At 67.9% G+C, this 14,133-nt stretch carries 14 protein-coding genes and 1 other RNA gene; 5 read left to right on the top strand and 10 right to left on the bottom strand.

Features of this window, described 5'->3' with window-relative positions; all coding sequences use genetic code 11:
- Positions 1–80: 80 nt before the first annotated feature.
- From rpsT to mutM, 3 genes are all read right to left on the bottom strand, one after another.
- Complete coding sequence (gene rpsT, locus WMK75_RS11455; protein ID WP_347267806.1) at positions 81–350, bottom strand: 30S ribosomal protein S20; 270 nt, start codon at positions 348–350, stop codon at positions 81–83.
- A gap of 145 nt (positions 351–495) precedes the next feature.
- A complete protein-coding gene (locus tag WMK75_RS11460) occupies positions 496–1,272 on the bottom strand; it encodes an enoyl-CoA hydratase (RefSeq protein WP_347267807.1) in 777 nt (258 codons plus the stop codon).
- Between the two features lie 94 nt (positions 1,273–1,366).
- Positions 1,367–2,212, bottom strand: coding sequence for a bifunctional DNA-formamidopyrimidine glycosylase/DNA-(apurinic or apyrimidinic site) lyase (gene mutM / locus WMK75_RS11465; protein WP_347267808.1), 846 nt, complete (start codon positions 2,210–2,212; stop codon positions 1,367–1,369).
- 96 nt (positions 2,213–2,308) lie between these two features.
- Here mutM and ubiE point away from each other — a divergent pair, with 96 nt between their 5' ends.
- The 4 genes from ubiE to WMK75_RS11485 all read left to right on the top strand — a co-directional run bounded on the left by ubiE (position 2,309) and on the right by WMK75_RS11485 (position 7,346).
- Positions 2,309–3,061, top strand: a complete 753-nt coding sequence (ubiE, locus tag WMK75_RS11470; RefSeq protein ID WP_347267809.1) for a bifunctional demethylmenaquinone methyltransferase/2-methoxy-6-polyprenyl-1,4-benzoquinol methylase UbiE — start codon at positions 2,309–2,311, stop codon at positions 3,059–3,061.
- A gap of 1 nt (position 3,062) precedes the next feature.
- Positions 3,063–4,601 carry a 2-polyprenylphenol 6-hydroxylase gene (gene ubiB / locus WMK75_RS11475; RefSeq protein WP_347267810.1) on the top strand — a complete coding sequence of 513 codons (1,539 nt, stop codon included), beginning with the start codon at positions 3,063–3,065 and terminating at the stop codon, positions 4,599–4,601.
- A 48-nt stretch (positions 4,602–4,649) separates the two neighbouring features.
- A complete protein-coding gene (locus WMK75_RS11480) occupies positions 4,650–5,471 on the top strand; it encodes a TIGR00282 family metallophosphoesterase (RefSeq protein WP_347267811.1) in 822 nt (273 codons plus the stop codon).
- Between the two features lie 96 nt (positions 5,472–5,567).
- Entirely contained in the window at positions 5,568–7,346 is a 1,779-nt protein-coding gene (locus tag WMK75_RS11485; protein ID WP_347267812.1) for an SLC13 family permease, read from the top strand.
- Here the strand turns inward: WMK75_RS11485 and WMK75_RS11490 are convergent.
- From WMK75_RS11490 to WMK75_RS11500, 3 genes are all read right to left on the bottom strand, one after another.
- On the bottom strand, positions 7,343–8,143 hold the full coding sequence (locus WMK75_RS11490; RefSeq protein ID WP_347267813.1) for a lysophospholipid acyltransferase family protein: 801 nt from the start codon (positions 8,141–8,143) through the stop codon (positions 7,343–7,345). The two genes, WMK75_RS11485 and WMK75_RS11490, sit on opposite strands and share 4 nt — an antisense overlap.
- Positions 8,144–8,175: 32 nt before the next feature.
- On the bottom strand, positions 8,176–8,952 hold the full coding sequence (locus tag WMK75_RS11495; RefSeq protein WP_347267814.1) for a GNAT family N-acyltransferase: 777 nt from the start codon (positions 8,950–8,952) through the stop codon (positions 8,176–8,178).
- A gap of 150 nt (positions 8,953–9,102) precedes the next feature.
- A complete protein-coding gene (locus WMK75_RS11500) occupies positions 9,103–9,279 on the bottom strand; it encodes a DUF3553 domain-containing protein (RefSeq protein ID WP_347267815.1) in 177 nt (58 codons plus the stop codon).
- 35 nt (positions 9,280–9,314) lie between these two features.
- Here WMK75_RS11500 and WMK75_RS11505 point away from each other — a divergent pair, with 35 nt between their 5' ends.
- Positions 9,315–9,971, top strand: coding sequence for a histidine phosphotransferase family protein (locus WMK75_RS11505; protein ID WP_347267816.1), 657 nt, complete (start codon positions 9,315–9,317; stop codon positions 9,969–9,971).
- A 3-nt stretch (positions 9,972–9,974) separates the two neighbouring features.
- Here WMK75_RS11505 and WMK75_RS11510 read toward each other — a convergent pair whose 3' ends face one another.
- The 4 genes from WMK75_RS11510 to WMK75_RS11525 all read right to left on the bottom strand — a co-directional run bounded on the left by WMK75_RS11510 (position 9,975) and on the right by WMK75_RS11525 (position 13,852).
- A complete protein-coding gene (locus WMK75_RS11510; protein WP_347267817.1) occupies positions 9,975–10,916 on the bottom strand; it encodes a hypothetical protein in 942 nt (313 codons plus the stop codon).
- The gene (locus WMK75_RS11515) at positions 10,916–12,187 is read right to left on the bottom strand and encodes a glutamate-5-semialdehyde dehydrogenase (protein ID WP_347267818.1); all 1,272 of its coding nucleotides are present in this window, start codon (positions 12,185–12,187) and stop codon (positions 10,916–10,918) included. Before WMK75_RS11515 ends, WMK75_RS11510 begins: the two co-directional genes overlap by 1 nt.
- 69 nt (positions 12,188–12,256) lie before the next feature.
- Positions 12,257–12,610, bottom strand: a transfer-messenger RNA (tmRNA) gene (gene ssrA, locus WMK75_RS11520).
- A gap of 186 nt (positions 12,611–12,796) precedes the next feature.
- Positions 12,797–13,852 carry an ABC transporter substrate-binding protein gene (locus WMK75_RS11525; protein WP_347267819.1) on the bottom strand — a complete coding sequence of 352 codons (1,056 nt, stop codon included), beginning with the start codon at positions 13,850–13,852 and terminating at the stop codon, positions 12,797–12,799.
- Positions 13,853–14,133: the final 281 nt, after the last annotated feature.

Consider the following 14,133-nt stretch of genomic DNA (forward strand, 5'->3'; position numbering starts at 1 on the left):
TCAGCGAAAGGAAAAGGACATGTCCACGATGGACATGCCCTGGTTAATTCTACCAATAGTTGCGCAAATGCCGCAGGTGCTCAGGCGGTGGCCAGAGCCTTCACCCGGGCCGAAAGCCGCGAGATCTTGCGCGCTGCGGTGTTCTTGTGCACCACGCCCCGGGTGACGCCGCGCATCAGTTCGGGCTGGGCGTTCTGCAGCGCCTCGCGGGCGGCCTCGGCATTGCCGCTGGCGATGGCTTCCTCGACCTTGCGCAGGAAGGTGCGGATGCGCGAACGGCGCGCCTTGTTGACGGCGGTGCGGCGCTCGATCTGGCGGGCGCGCTTCTGGGATTGGGGCGTGTTGGCCATGGGTGCGGTCCTGTCTGTTTCTGTCGGTTGCGCAAAGCCCATGGCACCGTCCGGCTGGGGACGGTCATGATTCTTGCCTTAAGCGGGCCCACGCGCATGTAAGCCCGGTCCTATACAGGCGCCGGGCCGCAAAGCCAAGTGCCAATCAGCGGTCGCGAAACTGTGGCTCGCGCTTTTCAAGAAAGGCCGCCATGCCCTCCTTCTGGTCCTCGGTCGAAAACAGCGCCTGGAAGCTGCGCCGCTCGAACAGGATGCCCTCGCGCAGCGTCGTCTCATAGGAACGGTTGACCGCCTCCTTGGCGGCAAGGGCGGCGATCTGCGACTTTTCCGCGATCTTGCGCGCTGCGGCCAGCGCCTCGGGCAGCAGCCGGGCAGCGGGCACGACACGGCTGGCCAGGCCCGCGCGCTCGGCCTCGGCCGCGTCCATGAAGCGGCCGGTCAGATGCATGTCCATGGCCTTGGACTTGCCGACCAGACGGGTCAGGCGCTGCGTGCCGCCGATGCCGGCCATGACGCCGAGGTTGATCTCGGGCTGGCCGAATCTGGCATTGTCGGCGCAGATGATGAAATCGCAGGCCATGGCCAGTTCGCAGCCGCCGCCCAGGGCATAGCCCGCGACCGCGGCGATCACCGGCTTGCGGGTCGCGGTGATGCGGTCGATCTCGGCGCCGAACAGATCGTCGGTATAGACATCGACAAAGCTTTTCGTCGCCATTTCCTTGATGTCGGCGCCGGCGGCAAAGGCCTTTTCGCTGCCGGTCAGCACGATGCAGCGCACCTTCTCGTTGCGGTCGGCCTCGGCAAGCGCGTCGCCCAGTTCGGCCAGAAGCTGCGAGTTCAGCGCATTCAGCGCCTCGGGCCGGTTGAGCCGGATCAGCGCGACATAGTCCTCGATCTCGACGGTGAGGGTCTGGTAAGCCATCGATGCTTCGCCTTTTTGAAACAAGCTGACCGCGACTTGTAACGAAACCGTGCGCACAAGGCCAGTGCCCCGGCGTCTGGTCGCGCGGGGCGGCTCAGTGCTGGCAAAGCGGGCAGAAATAGCTTGAGCGCCCCGATTGCACGATGCGCGCGATCCGGCCCGTGCAGCCGGGGGCGAGGCAGGGGGCGCCCTCGCGGCCATAGACACGGAAGCTGTGCTGGAAATAGCCCAGCTCGCCCGTGGCCTGGCGGTGGTCGCGCAGCGAGGAGCCGCCGGCGGCGATCGCCTCGAGCAGCACCGCGCGGATATGGCCGGCCAGCGCCGCCAGCCCCTCGGCCGTGATCTCGCCCGCGCGCCGGCGCGGATCGATGCCGGCGCGGTGCAGCACCTCGCAGACATAGATATTGCCCAGGCCCGCGACGATGCGCTGATCCAGAAGCGCCGTCTTGACCGGGCTGCGCTTGCCGGCGAATGCGCGGGCCAGCACCGCGGCATCGAAGACTGCGGACAGCGGCTCGGGGCCAAGCCCGGCCAGCAGCGGATGCGTGGCCCCCGGCGCCACCAGATCCACCATGCCGAATCGCCGCGCGTCGTTGAAGGTGATGCGTGTGCCCTGATCGGTCCAGAACACCACATGGTCGTGGCGCGGCAATATCGCCGGGTCGCGGTGGAATTCGCCCTGGGCCGCGTCCTCGATCAGCATGCGGCCGGACATGCCCAGATGCAAAAGCAGGCTGCCGCGGTCCTGCAGTTCCGCCAGGATGTATTTCGAGCGCCGGCGCAGCGCCACGACCCGCGCCCCGGTCAGCACCTGCACCAGATCGGGCGGCAGCGGCCAGCGCAGGTCGGGGCGGCGCGCCTCGGCCCGGGCGATGACATGGCCTTCAAGATGCGGGGCAAGGCCGCGGCGGACGGTCTCGACCTCTGGCAGTTCTGGCATATTCTTCCCGTTCGTCGCATGGTGCGGTCGCGCCACAGGTGGCGCGCGCCGCGCATCCGGTCTATCTGGGCGCGAAACGACGGATGGACAAGCGACATGACCCCAGACGAGCCCAAGCAGACCCATTTCGGCTTTCGCACCGTGGCCGAACAGGACAAGGCCGGTCTGGTGCATGGCGTCTTCTCGCGCGTGGCCTCGCGCTATGACGTGATGAACGACCTGATGAGCATGGGCATCCACCGGGTCTGGAAGACGGCGCTGATGGACTGGCTGGCGCCGCGCGACGGCCAGCACCTGCTGGATGTGGCGGGCGGCACCGGCGACATCGCATTCCGCTTTCTGGGCCGCGCCCCGGGGGCGCGTGTCACCGTCTGCGACATGACCGAATCGATGCTGGTCGAGGGCCGCAAGCGCGCCGGGGCCGGCCGGCTTTCCGACCGGCTGGACTGGGTGACGGGCGACGCCATGGCGCTGCCCTTTGCCGACAATACCTTCGACCGCTACACGATCAGCTTCGGCATCCGCAATGTCACCCGCATCCCCGATGCCCTGGCCGAGGCGCGCCGCGTGCTCAAGCCCGGCGGGCGGCTGATGGTGCTCGAGTTCAGCCAGATGCCGGTGCCGATGCTGCAATGGCTTTACGACCGCTATTCCTTCAACGTCATCCCGGTCATGGGCCAGATGGTCGCCAATGACCGCGACAGCTACCAGTATCTGGTCGAATCGATCCGCAAGTTCCCCGACCAGGAAACATTCGCCGAGATGATCCGCACCGCCGGTTTCGGCCGTGTGCAGTGGCGCAACCTGTCGATGGGCATTGCCGCCCTGCATTCCGGCTGGAAGCTCTGACATGCGCGGCCCCCACAACATCTGGCGGCTGATCCGCACCGGCGCCACATTCGAGCGCTCGGGCGCGATGAAAGTCGTGCTGGACGCGATGAGCGCGCCGGCGCGGGTGCGGGCCGCCGCCCGCGTCCTGGGCTGGCCCTTTGCCTGGCTGGGCTACAAGGGCGACCCCGACCTGCCGCCGATCACCCGCGCCATCACCGCGCTGGGCCCGGCCTATGTGAAATTCGGCCAGATCCTGTCCACGCGGCCCGATGTGGTCGGCGTCGATCTGGCCAACCAGCTTTCCATGCTGCAGGACCGCCTGCCGCCCTTCGACCAGGAACTGGCACGCCGCACCGTGGCCCATGAACTGGGCCATCCGGTCGAGAGCCTGTTCAGCGAATTCTCGGAACCCGTCGCCGCGGCCTCGATCGCGCAGGTGCACCGGGCGCGGCGCATCGACACCGGCGACGAGATCGCGGTCAAGGTGCTGCGGCCCAATATCGAGGCGGCGTTCCGGCGCGACATCGACGCCTTCCATTTCGCCGCCTCCATGATCGAGCGGTTGTCGCCCGCCACGCGCCGGCTGCGGCCGCGCGACGTGGTCAGCCATTTCGAATCGGTGGTCAGCGGCGAGCTGGACCTGCGGCTCGAGGCGGCCTCGGCCTCGCAATTCGCCAACAATACCGGCAGCGACGAGGGCATGGTGGTGACGCGCCCGCACTGGCACCTCAGCGCGCGCCGCGTCCTGACCACCGACTGGGCCGAGGGCCTGCCCATGGGCGATGTCGCGGCACTGCGCGACGCCGGCCACGACCTGCCGGCGCTGGCCGCGCGCGTGCTGCAGCTGTTCCTGCGCCACGCCCTGCGGCATGGCTATTTCCATGCCGACATGCACCAGGGCAATCTGAAGGTGGCGCCCGACGGCCGCATCATCATCTATGATTTCGGCATCATGGGCGAGATCGACGACTACACCCGCCGCGTCTATGCCGAAATCCTGATGGGCTTCATCCGCCGCGACTATGACCGCGTGGCGCGGGTGCATTTCGAGGCGGGCTATGTGCCGCGCGACCGTGACATGCAGGAATTCGCCCGCGCCCTGCGCGCGGTGGGCGAGCCGATTTTCGGCGCCGACGCCAGCCAGATCTCGATGGCGAACCTTCTGGCCTATCTCTTCGAGGTGACCGAGCGTTTCGGCATGGCGACGCGGACCGAACTGATCCTGCTGCAACGCACCATGGTGGTGGTCGAGGGCGTCGCGCGCTCGCTCGACCGGCAGATCAATATCTGGGAGGTGGCGCGGCCGGTGGTGGAAAGCTATATCCGCGACAATCTGGGACCGAAATCCGCCAGCCGCGACCTGCTGCGGGCCGCGCAGGTGCTGGGCCGTTTCGCGCCGCTGCTGCCCGAATATCTGGAGCGCCGCATGCCGGAACTGCTGCGCGAGACCGCGGTCCCCGCCGCCGAGCCGGGCCGCGGCACGGGCCGGCTGGCTGCCATGGCCCTGGGCGCCGGCATCGCGCTGGCGGCGACAGCCCTGGGCGCATGGCTGGGCTGAGACAGCGCGGGGCTTGAGCCGGCCCCGGCTTTCCCCTAACCCTTCGACATGCGCATTCTGTATCTTGGCGATGTGATGGGGCGTGCCGGACGGCGCGCGATCAGCGAGGGGCTCGCCCCCCTCAAGGAAAGGCTGGGCGTCGATTTCACCGTGGTGAACGGGGAAAACGCCAGCGGCGGCATGGGGCTGACGGCGGGACATGCGAAGCTGATCCTGGAGGCCGGCGCCGATTGCGTCACCCTGGGCGACCATGCCTTCGACCAGAAGGAGATGCTCTCGTTCATCGAGACCGAGCCGCGCATCATCCGGCCGCTGAATTATTCCAGGGTGGCGCCGGGCCGCGGCGCGCGGGTGTTCGAGGCCACGCGCGGGCGCAAGGTGCTGGTGGCGCAGATCCTGGGCCAGGTATTCATGAAGCGCCCCTTCGACGATCCGTTCTCGGCCATCGACACGGTGCTGAAGGCCCACCCTCTGGGCGGGCTGGTGCAGGCCAGCATCGTCGACATCCATGCCGAGGCCACCAGCGAGAAGATGGCCGTGGGCCATTGGTGCGACGGGCGCGCCAGCCTGGTCGTCGGCACGCATACGCATGTGCCGACCGCCGACACGATGATCCTGAACCGCGGCACCGCCTATCAGTCCGATGCCGGCATGTGCGGCGACTATGACAGCGTCATCGGCATGGAAAAGACCGAGCCCCTGCGCCGCTTCCTGACCGGCATGGCCTCGGAACGCTTCACCCCTGCCGAGGGCGAGGCGACGCTATGCGGCGTGCTGGTCACGACCTGCGACCGCAGCGGCAAGGCGCTGTCGGTCGAGGCCCTGCGCCAGGGCGGCCGCCTGGCCCGCACGCCGGACGGGGCGCAATGACGCGCCGGGCCGCGCTTTTTCTTGCGAGGCGCGGGGCCGGCATGTTAATGACGACCGAAACAGCCGAGATTAACGGCGCCGCCTGACAGGGACCGCATGCTTGGTTTTGAACTGACCGGAACGAATGCCGCGATCGCCCTTCTGGTCATCGTCGCCATCACTTTCATCCAGTTCATCCGCGAAAAGCATCCGCCCGAGGTGGTGGCCATCGCCTCGGCCGCCAGCATGATGCTGCTCGGGCTGCTGCCGGTCGAGGAGGCGGCGGGGGTGCTTTCGAATGCCGCGCCCTGGACCATCGCCTTCATGTTCATGATCATGGGCGGGCTCTTGCGCACCGGGGCGCTGGAAATGATGTCGCGCATCGTCACGGCGCGCGCCCATAACAACCCGCTGATCACCGTCATCGGGCTTTTTGTCTTCGTCTGCCTGGCCTCGGCGGTGATGAACAATACGCCGGTGGTGGCGGTGATGATCCCGATCGTCATCCAGCTGGCGTTGCGGCTTGGAATTTCCCCATCCAAGCTGCTGATGCCGCTAAGCTATTTCACCATCCTGGGCGGGATGATCACCCTGATCGGCACCTCGACCAACCTGCTGGTGGACGGGGTCGCGCGCGAGCAGGGCCTGGCGCCCTTCACCATCTTCGAGATCGCCCCGGTCGGCATCGCCATCACGCTGGCGGGTTTCGCCTATTTTGCCCTGATCGGGCGCAAGCTGCTGCCGGACCGCAGCTCGCTGGCCGGGTTTCTGGGCACGCGGCGCGAAATGAAATATTTCACCGAGGTGGCGGTGCCCGAGGATTCCAGCCTTGTCGGCCAGCCGGTGCTGACCGCGCCGATCTTCAAGCGCGAGGCGGTGCGGGTGGTGGACGTGCTGCGCGGCGATGTCTCGCTGCGGCGCAACCTGGCCGAGGTGGTGCTCGAGCCGGGCGATCGCGTGGTCCTGCGCACCGCCATGGCCGACCTGCTGGAGATGCAGGCCAACAAGAACTTCCAGATGGTCGACAAGCTGAGCTCGGTCGCCACCGAGACCGTCGAGGTGCTGATCTCCCCCGGGGCACGGCTGGTCGGACGGCGCCTGGGCGACATGCGGCTGCGGCGGCGCTACGGCGTCTACGTCCTGGCCGCGCACCGGCGCAGCCAGAACATCGGCCGGCAGCTGGACGATCTGGTGGTGCAGGTGGGCGACACGCTGCTGCTGGAAGGCGCGCCCGAGGACATCGCCCGGCTTGCCACCGACATGGACCTGGTCGATGTCTCGCGCCCCTCGACCCGCGCCTACCGGCGCGAGCGCGCGCCCATCGCCATCCTGTGCCTGCTGTCGGTGGTGACGTTGGCCGCGCTGGATGTGGCGCCGATCATGGCGCTGGCCTTCGTCGCCTCGGCGGTGATCCTGATCACCCGCTGCGTCGATGCCGAAGAGGCGTTTTCCTTCATCGACGGGCGACTGCTGGCGATGATCTTTGCCATGCTGGCGGTGGGCGAGGCGCTGGAATATACCGGCAGCGTCGCGTTGATCGTCGATGCGGTGTCGCCGATCCTGCGCGGCCTGCCGCCCTTTGCCACGCTGATCGCGGTGTATTTCCTCGGGCTGGTGATGACCGAGGTGCTGTCGAACAATGCCGTGGCGGTGCTTCTGACCCCGATCGCCATCGCGCTGGCCAAGTCGCTGGGACATGACCCGCGCGCCTATGTGGTGGCGGTGATGTTCTCGGCCACGGTCGCCTTCGCCACGCCCATCGGCTATCAGACGCATCTGATGGTCTATGGCCCGGGCGGCTACAGGTTCAGCGATTTCATCAGGGTCGGCGTGCCGCTGGACATCGTCTGCGGCATCGTCGCCTGCCTGACGATCCCGCTGTTCTGGCCGATCTAGGCTGCAGCGGCAAAGCCCGCGCGGATCTCGGCCTCGGCCGCGGCGGCCAGTGTCTTGCGGCTTTCGCCGGCGACCGGGATCGGCCTGTGCAGGCGCACCGTCACCCCGCCCTGAGGCGATTGCGCCAGCACCGCCAGCAGATGCGGCCCCAGGTCCATGTCGTCCCACCAGCCATAGAATCGCGGATCGCGGCCCGGCGGCGCCTGATAGCGGGCACTGACCGGCTGGATCGCCAGATCCGCGGGCAGCGCCGGGTCGAGAAAGCCCTGAAACAGCGTGGCCTTGAAGGGCAGCACCCGCAGCCCGTCGCTGCTGGTGCCCTCGGGGAAGAACAGCAGCCGGTGGCCGGCGCGGGTGCGGGCGGCGAATTCCCCGGCCTGGGCGCGCGCCTGCCTGGGGTCGCGGGCGACGAAATGCGTGTCGGTCACCCGGGTCAGCACATTGATGCCGGGCCAGCCCGCCACCTCGGATTTCGCCACGAAGAACACCGGCATGGCTGCGTTCAGCACGAAGATGTCCAGCCAGCTGCCGTGGTTCGCGACCACGGCGCCCGGCCCGTCCAGCGGCCGGCCCTGACAGCGCCAGCGGATGCCGATGATCCGCAGGCACAGCCGGCACACGCCCTGCACCCAGGGACCGGTTACCGGTCGGCGCGGGCCGCAGGCCAGACGCTCAAGCCCGCGCAGCGGCAGGATCAGCAGCACCCCCAGCGCCAGCACCGTGACGATGGCGCCGCCCCTCAGCGCGATCCGCACCCAGCCGGCGATGCCGGGGCGCGGGGTGGGGGGCGGCGGCACTTCATGGCGCCAGGTCGCGGCCGAAGCTCGCCTCACAACTGTCGCGCCTCGTAGAAGCGGCGGTGCTTTTCCGACATGGCGCGGGTGTCAAGCAGCAGGAACACGTCGGTGGTGTTGAAGGCATGGTCCAGAAAGGCGCCTTCGCCGACGCTGCCGCCCATGCGCAGATAGGCCTTGATCAGCGCCGGCATCAGCAGCATCGCCGCGCGCCGTTCCAGCAGCGCCTCGGGCACCAGATCCATGCGCTGGAAACCCTCGGGCCGGGCGCGCGGGCGCAGCCCGGCGGGGGCCAGGTGGTGGTGGTGCAGCCAGGACAGCGGCTGCGCCAGCGCCGCAGCATCGGTGCCGTGAAACGAGGCGACGCCGAACAGCACCTCGACCCCCTGTGCCAGCACATGCTCGGCCAGCGCGCTCCACATCAAAAACATCCCCGAGCCGCCGCGAAAGGCCGGATCGACGCAAGAGCGCCCCAGTTCCAACAGCCGCCGCCCCGAGCGGCGCAGCGCCGTCAGGTCGTATTCGCCGTCGCAATAGAAGCGGCCGAAAGCCTCGGCGCGCGCCCCCGGCAGCAGCCGGTAGACGCCCACGACATGTTCCAGATCGGCGGCCGGGCGGCGGTTGTCGACCAGCACCAGGTGATCGACGACGGGATCGAACTCGTCGCGTTCAAGGCGGTGGGCGTGATCGACCAGCGCGCCGTCGCCGCCCAGTTCCTCGACAAAGACGCGATAGCGCAGGCGCTGTGCCGCCAGAAGATCGACCTCGCTGGTGGCGATGCGCGTCTCGAAGAATGAGGTGTCTGGCGTCATGTTCCGGTCTTGCAGCCCGCCCTGCGGTCATCCGGCCCCGTGTCTAGGCGCAGGGCGGCGGCATTGCAACCGCCCGCCGGCGCGCCAGGGCCCTGACCGGATGCGGGGTTGACACAATCAAGGGTTGATCTAACCTGCCGGCATCCACAATCAGAGATCGGCCGTGACCAGTTCCAGTGCGATGCGCCTTCCGTCCACCACCTGCTTGCCGGCATGGGTGAAATTGACGGTGATGCGGTCGCCGATCCGCGACTGGACCTGGCCCTTGCCCCATTCCGGCGCGCCGGGGTGACGCACGATCATGCCGGGTTCCAGGATCTCATTCATCTCGGCCCTCCCATCCGACAACAGGCTAGGCTTTCATGGACGATCTGACAATTCACCATCACGCCCATTCCCATCGCGGCCTCGCGCCCGAGCGCCTGGCGGCGCTGCTCGGCTCGCGGCTGTGCCATGACATCGTCTCGCCACTGGGGGCAATCGGCAACGGGCTGGAACTGCTGCAGATTTCAGGCGACTACCCCGGCATCGCCAGCAGCCCCGAATTGCAGCTGATCGGCGAAAGCGTCGCCGCGGCGCAGGCGCGTCTGCGCTGGTTCCGCGTCGCCTTCGGCCAGGCCGGGGCCGGGCAGCGGCTAAGCCGTGCGGAACTGGCGGGGCTGCTGGCCGATGTCGAACGTGCCGGGCGCATCCGCCTGCGGCTCGAGGCCGAGGGCGACCTGCCGCGTGAAGAGGGGCGCCTGATCCTGCTGGCGCTGATGTGTCTGGAAAGCGCCATGCCCTGGGGCGGCAGCGTGCTTTTGTGCCGCGGCGCGCGCGGCTGGCGGCTGCTGGCCGAGGCCGCCCGCACCAAGGCCGATCCGGCGCTGTGGTCCTGGCTGGACCATGACAGCGCGCGCGAACGCCCCGAGCCCGGCGCGGGCGAGGTGCATTTCCCGCTGCTGGCAGAATTTGCCCGGGCCGCCGGGCTGACGCTTGCCTGGGAACTGGACGAGACCGGCGGCGAGATTGCGTTCTAGACCTCAGACGCCCGCCGCCCTCAGCGCACGCTCAATCCGGCGCTGCCAGGTGGCGGGGATCGCGCCCCCGGTCGCCAATAGTTGCGACAATGGTCCGGCCGCGGCCAAGTCGCCTGCGGCCAGCAGGTGCAGGCCGGCCTCGAAGCGGTTGCGTGGGCTGCCGTGCCGGGCAAGGTTGCGCAGCTCCGCCAGGGCGCGGTCGGGGTGGCGCGCCAGCGCCGCGGCCGCAAGGTTCAGCCGATAGCATTCTGCCCGGCGCCTTGCCTCGCGATGCGCCCGTCGGATCGCCTGCGCCTCGAGCCGGTCCTCGACCAGCGCCTGCGCGATGCGGCCGATGCCGCCCACCGCGCCGATGACGCCGGTGGCGGGATGACCGCCGTGGGGCAGGGCGACCGGGGTCAGCCGCAGAAAAGCCGCACGGATCAGCGCGGCATGGGCGCGATCGGCGCGGATCGCCGGATCATGGATCAGCACGCCCTCGACCGCGGTATTTCCCCAGGTCTCGGGGCGCGGCATCGGCAGGCCGATGCGGGCGAACTTGCCGTGACGGTCGGGATCGAAGGGGGCGATGTCCGGGTCGATGGAATATTGCGGCGACACCAGCATCAGTCGGCTTGCCCGGCAGGCGGCGGAATAAAGCAGCGCCGCATAGCCGCCCATGGAAAATCCGGTCGCCACCACCTCGGCATAACCGCGGCTGGCGACGGCCAGCGCCCCGGCCAGGGCCGGGCTTCCTGGCGAGATGAACCAGTCCCGGCGCGCGGTCTGCACCACCAGCGCGTCGATGCCCAAGGCGCGCGCAAAACCCGGCGGCTGCGGCGGCGCAAAGCCCGCCATGCGGTCGCGGCCGTGTTCGAACCCGACCACGGCGCGGCGCGACCCGCCTGCGGCAGAAAAGCGGGTGATGCGGTGATGCGCGTCCTCGTGCAGCGTTTCGGGCTGCATCAGGGCCGGATGCTGCCGTCGCCGGTGACCAGATATTTGAAGCTGGTCAGCTGCTCGGCGCCCACCGGGCCGCGGGCATGCAGCTTGCCGGTGGCGATGCCGATTTCCGCGCCCATGCCGAATTCGCCGCCATCGGCGAATTGCGTCGAGGCGTTGCGCATCAGGATCGCGCTGTCCAGCCCGCCGAAGAATCGCGCGGCGGTGGCATCGTTCTCGGTCAGAATGGCCTCGGTATGCCCCGAGCCGTGGCGGCGGATATGGGTGATCGCCGCATCGACGCCATCGACCAGCTTCACGGCGATGATCCTGTCCAGAAACTCGTGTCCGAAATCCGCCGGAACCGCCGGGACGGTGCCGGGAATCGCGGCCAGCTCGCCCTCGGCACGGACCTCGACCCCGGCATCCAGCAGGTCCCGGATCAGCACGGCCCCGTGTTTGGTGTAGAATTGCCAGTCGATCAGCAGGCATTCGGCGGCGCCGCAGATGCCGGTGCGCCGGGTCTTGGCGTTCAGCACCACGCGCCGGGCCTTGTCCAGATCGGCGTCGCGGTCGGCATAGACATGGCAGATGCCGTCCAGATGCGCAAAGACCGGTACACGCGCCTCGGCCTGCACCAGCCCGACCAGACCCTTGCCGCCGCGCGGCACGATCACGTCGATCAGCCCTTGCGCGCGCAGCATGGCGCCAACTGCCGCACGGTCGCGCGTGGGCACAAGCTGGATCGCGGTCTCGGGCAGGCCGGCCTGCTTCAGCCCCGTCACCAGCGCCTGGTGAATGGCCGCCGAACTGTGCAGGCTTTCCGAGCCGCCGCGCAGGATCACCGCATTGCCGGCCTTCAGCGCCAGGGCGGCGGCATCTGCGGTGACATTGGGCCGGCTTTCATAGATCACGCCGATGACGCCCAGCGGCGTGGCCACGCGCTGGATGTGCAGCCCGTTCGGCCGGTCCCATTCGGCCAGCACCTTGCCCACCGGATCGGGCTGCGCCGCGACCGCGCGCAGCCCGTCAACCATGGTGCGGATGCGATTGCCATCCAGCCGCAGCCGGTCCAGCATGGCGGGTGAAAGCTCTTTCGCCTCGGCATAGCTCATGTCCTCGGCATTGGCGTCGAGGATCGCGGTTTCGGCGGCGCCCAGGGCCTCGGCCGCGCCGACCAGCGCGGCGTGCTTGCGCTCGGCGCTCGCCTGGGCCAGCAGGCCTGCGGCATCGCGCGCCTTGCGGCCAAGATCGGCGATCAGCGCGTCGGCATCGGTCGGGGTCAGGTCTTTCATCGTGGCTTTCCCTTGCATGCCCATTGCATAGGCGCGGGTGGCCTGAAAAACCAGCAAGAAAGCGGGGAAGGTGCAGGATTCTGTTGCCAGGCTCCTGCGGGCCCCGCCTTGCGCTGCTAGGCGCAAGGGCTTGAGGTTTCGGTTACCCGAGCTGCTTACGCAGCCAGAGCCACCGGAGCACGGTTGTCGTTGGCAACTGTACATTTTGCACCGATAACGGTGGTAGCTCACCGGGACAAAGCCACAGCTTTAGACGTTCGTCGATCCTGTTTCGGCCCCATGTGCCCCCAACGAGGGATTCTGGTGGAGCCGCCGGGTACCGCCCCCGGGTCCGATCCGCTTATTACCTGCGCGTTTATGCCCATAGTCCGGGCGAACCCGGACAGGCTGAATATAGAGGCCGCGCCTTCGTCGCGCAAGGGAGGGGAACGCTGTTCCCCTCTTGCCCCGCGGGTGCGGGCAATTCACCCCCTTGGGATATTTGGACAAGAAAGAAGCCGGGCGGTCTTGCCAGGGCGGGCTTCTCTGTTCCCCAAATACTCATGCTGCGCTCCGATATGGAAAACGCCCCGCAGGTGGGGCGGGGCGTTGCGACCTGTCGATCGGGGTTCAGAAGCCGGCCTTGATCTTCTCGAATTCCTGCAGCTGACGCTCGCGCTGCTTGGGGTCGTTCGGGGTCTGGGCCAGGATCGGCGCGTCGATGGCCGAGAGCCCCTCCTTCACCGCCGGCTCGTCCTTGATCGTCTCCATGGCCACGGTCGAGGTGTGGCCATAGCCGATAGTGTCGAGAAGGCCCTTCGCCGCCGGCGGCGCAAGCCAGGCGTTGATGAAGTCATAGACCTTGTCTTCCTTGCCCGGGCCGTTCTTGAGGTTGATGAAACCGCAAAAGAAGGTCGAACTGCCCTCTTTCGGGGCGCGCTGGAAGCCGACGGGAAATCCGTCGTTCTCGAGAAGCACCACGCCGTCGTTCCAGGACCAGGCCACGTCGACCGCGCCCGAGGCCATCAGCTGCGCCTGTTCGGCAGGGTCAGCCCAATAGGCGGCGACGTTCTGATGCGCCTGACGCAGCCAGTCGGCGGCCGCCTTGAACTGGTCCTCGGTCACGCTGGTCCAGTCGGTGGTGCCGGTGGCGAGATAGGCCAGCGCCCAGACATCATCGGCGGAATCCGGCAGCGAGGTCCGGCCCTGATACTTCGGATCGGTGAAGATGTTCAGGCTGGCGACATCCTCGGCCGGAACATTGTCCTTGTTGTAGGCGATGGCCGTCGCGCCCCAGTCGGTTGGGATATACCAGACGCCGCTTTCGTCCTTGAAGATGGGCGAGGCAAGAAACCTCGGATCGATGCTGGCAAAGGCCGGGATCCGCGACACGTCCCAAGGCTCGATCAGCCCGGCGTCGCGGTATTTCGACACCATCTGCGAACAGGGGTGCGCCACGTCCGCCTTGAAGCCCGAGGCGAGCTTTTGATAGGCCTCGTCGTCGTCGCCGTAGAAGGCGTAGGTCGGGCTGTCCTTGTATTTGTCGATATAGCCCTGGAAGATCACCGGTTCCTCGAAGCCGGCCCAGTCGAAGACGGTCAGTTCCGGGTCGCCGGCGTGGGCCGGCATGGCAAGGGCCGTGCCCGCCAGGATCAGCGCGACGGCGGAAAGGCGCAGATGTTTCATCAGGAACCCATGGATGTTGGCTTGACGGCTCTGACGCTAGCCGTGGCGGCTTTTTCCCGCAAGTCACTGTTTCGACAAATGCACCCTGTCCTTGCTGCTCGGCCGGGTGTCTTGCGTTTGCGGGGCCTGGGATTGTTGTTTTGGATGAGGTTGGGCTTTTCCATGTTGCTGCGCTCTGTGGGCCTGGTCCCGGCGGGTGGGCGGTTGAGTAACACGTTGTTATCCTGATGGCGGTTATCGGCATTCGACGTAATGGTTGCGCGGCCTTATTCTGAACCTGT

Source organism: Paracoccus sp. (in: a-proteobacteria) (assembly GCF_039808215.1).
Taxonomy (GTDB): domain Bacteria; phylum Pseudomonadota; class Alphaproteobacteria; order Rhodobacterales; family Rhodobacteraceae; genus Paracoccus.

What these genes read in the sequence shown, in the direction of transcription:
- rpsT (WP_347267806.1), bottom strand. Translation starts at nt 350, where the DNA reads ATGGCCAACACGCCCCAATCCCAGAAGCGCGCCCGCCAGATCGAGCGC.
- WMK75_RS11460 (WP_347267807.1), bottom strand. Translation starts at nt 1,272, where the DNA reads ATGGCTTACCAGACCCTCACCGTCGAGATCGAGGACTATGTCGCGCTG.
- mutM (WP_347267808.1), bottom strand. Translation starts at nt 2,212, where the DNA reads ATGCCAGAACTGCCAGAGGTCGAGACCGTCCGCCGCGGCCTTGCCCCG.
- ubiE (WP_347267809.1), top strand. Translation starts at nt 2,309, where the DNA reads ATGACCCCAGACGAGCCCAAGCAGACCCATTTCGGCTTTCGCACCGTG.
- ubiB (WP_347267810.1), top strand. Translation starts at nt 3,063, where the DNA reads ATGCGCGGCCCCCACAACATCTGGCGGCTGATCCGCACCGGCGCCACA.
- WMK75_RS11480 (WP_347267811.1), top strand. Translation starts at nt 4,650, where the DNA reads ATGCGCATTCTGTATCTTGGCGATGTGATGGGGCGTGCCGGACGGCGC.
- WMK75_RS11485 (WP_347267812.1), top strand. Translation starts at nt 5,568, where the DNA reads ATGCTTGGTTTTGAACTGACCGGAACGAATGCCGCGATCGCCCTTCTG.
- WMK75_RS11495 (WP_347267814.1), bottom strand. Translation starts at nt 8,952, where the DNA reads ATGACGCCAGACACCTCATTCTTCGAGACGCGCATCGCCACCAGCGAG.
- WMK75_RS11500 (WP_347267815.1), bottom strand. Translation starts at nt 9,279, where the DNA reads ATGAATGAGATCCTGGAACCCGGCATGATCGTGCGTCACCCCGGCGCG.
- WMK75_RS11505 (WP_347267816.1), top strand. Translation starts at nt 9,315, where the DNA reads ATGGACGATCTGACAATTCACCATCACGCCCATTCCCATCGCGGCCTC.
- WMK75_RS11510 (WP_347267817.1), bottom strand. Translation starts at nt 10,916, where the DNA reads ATGCAGCCCGAAACGCTGCACGAGGACGCGCATCACCGCATCACCCGC.
- WMK75_RS11515 (WP_347267818.1), bottom strand. Translation starts at nt 12,187, where the DNA reads ATGAAAGACCTGACCCCGACCGATGCCGACGCGCTGATCGCCGATCTT.
- WMK75_RS11525 (WP_347267819.1), bottom strand. Translation starts at nt 13,852, where the DNA reads ATGAAACATCTGCGCCTTTCCGCCGTCGCGCTGATCCTGGCGGGCACG.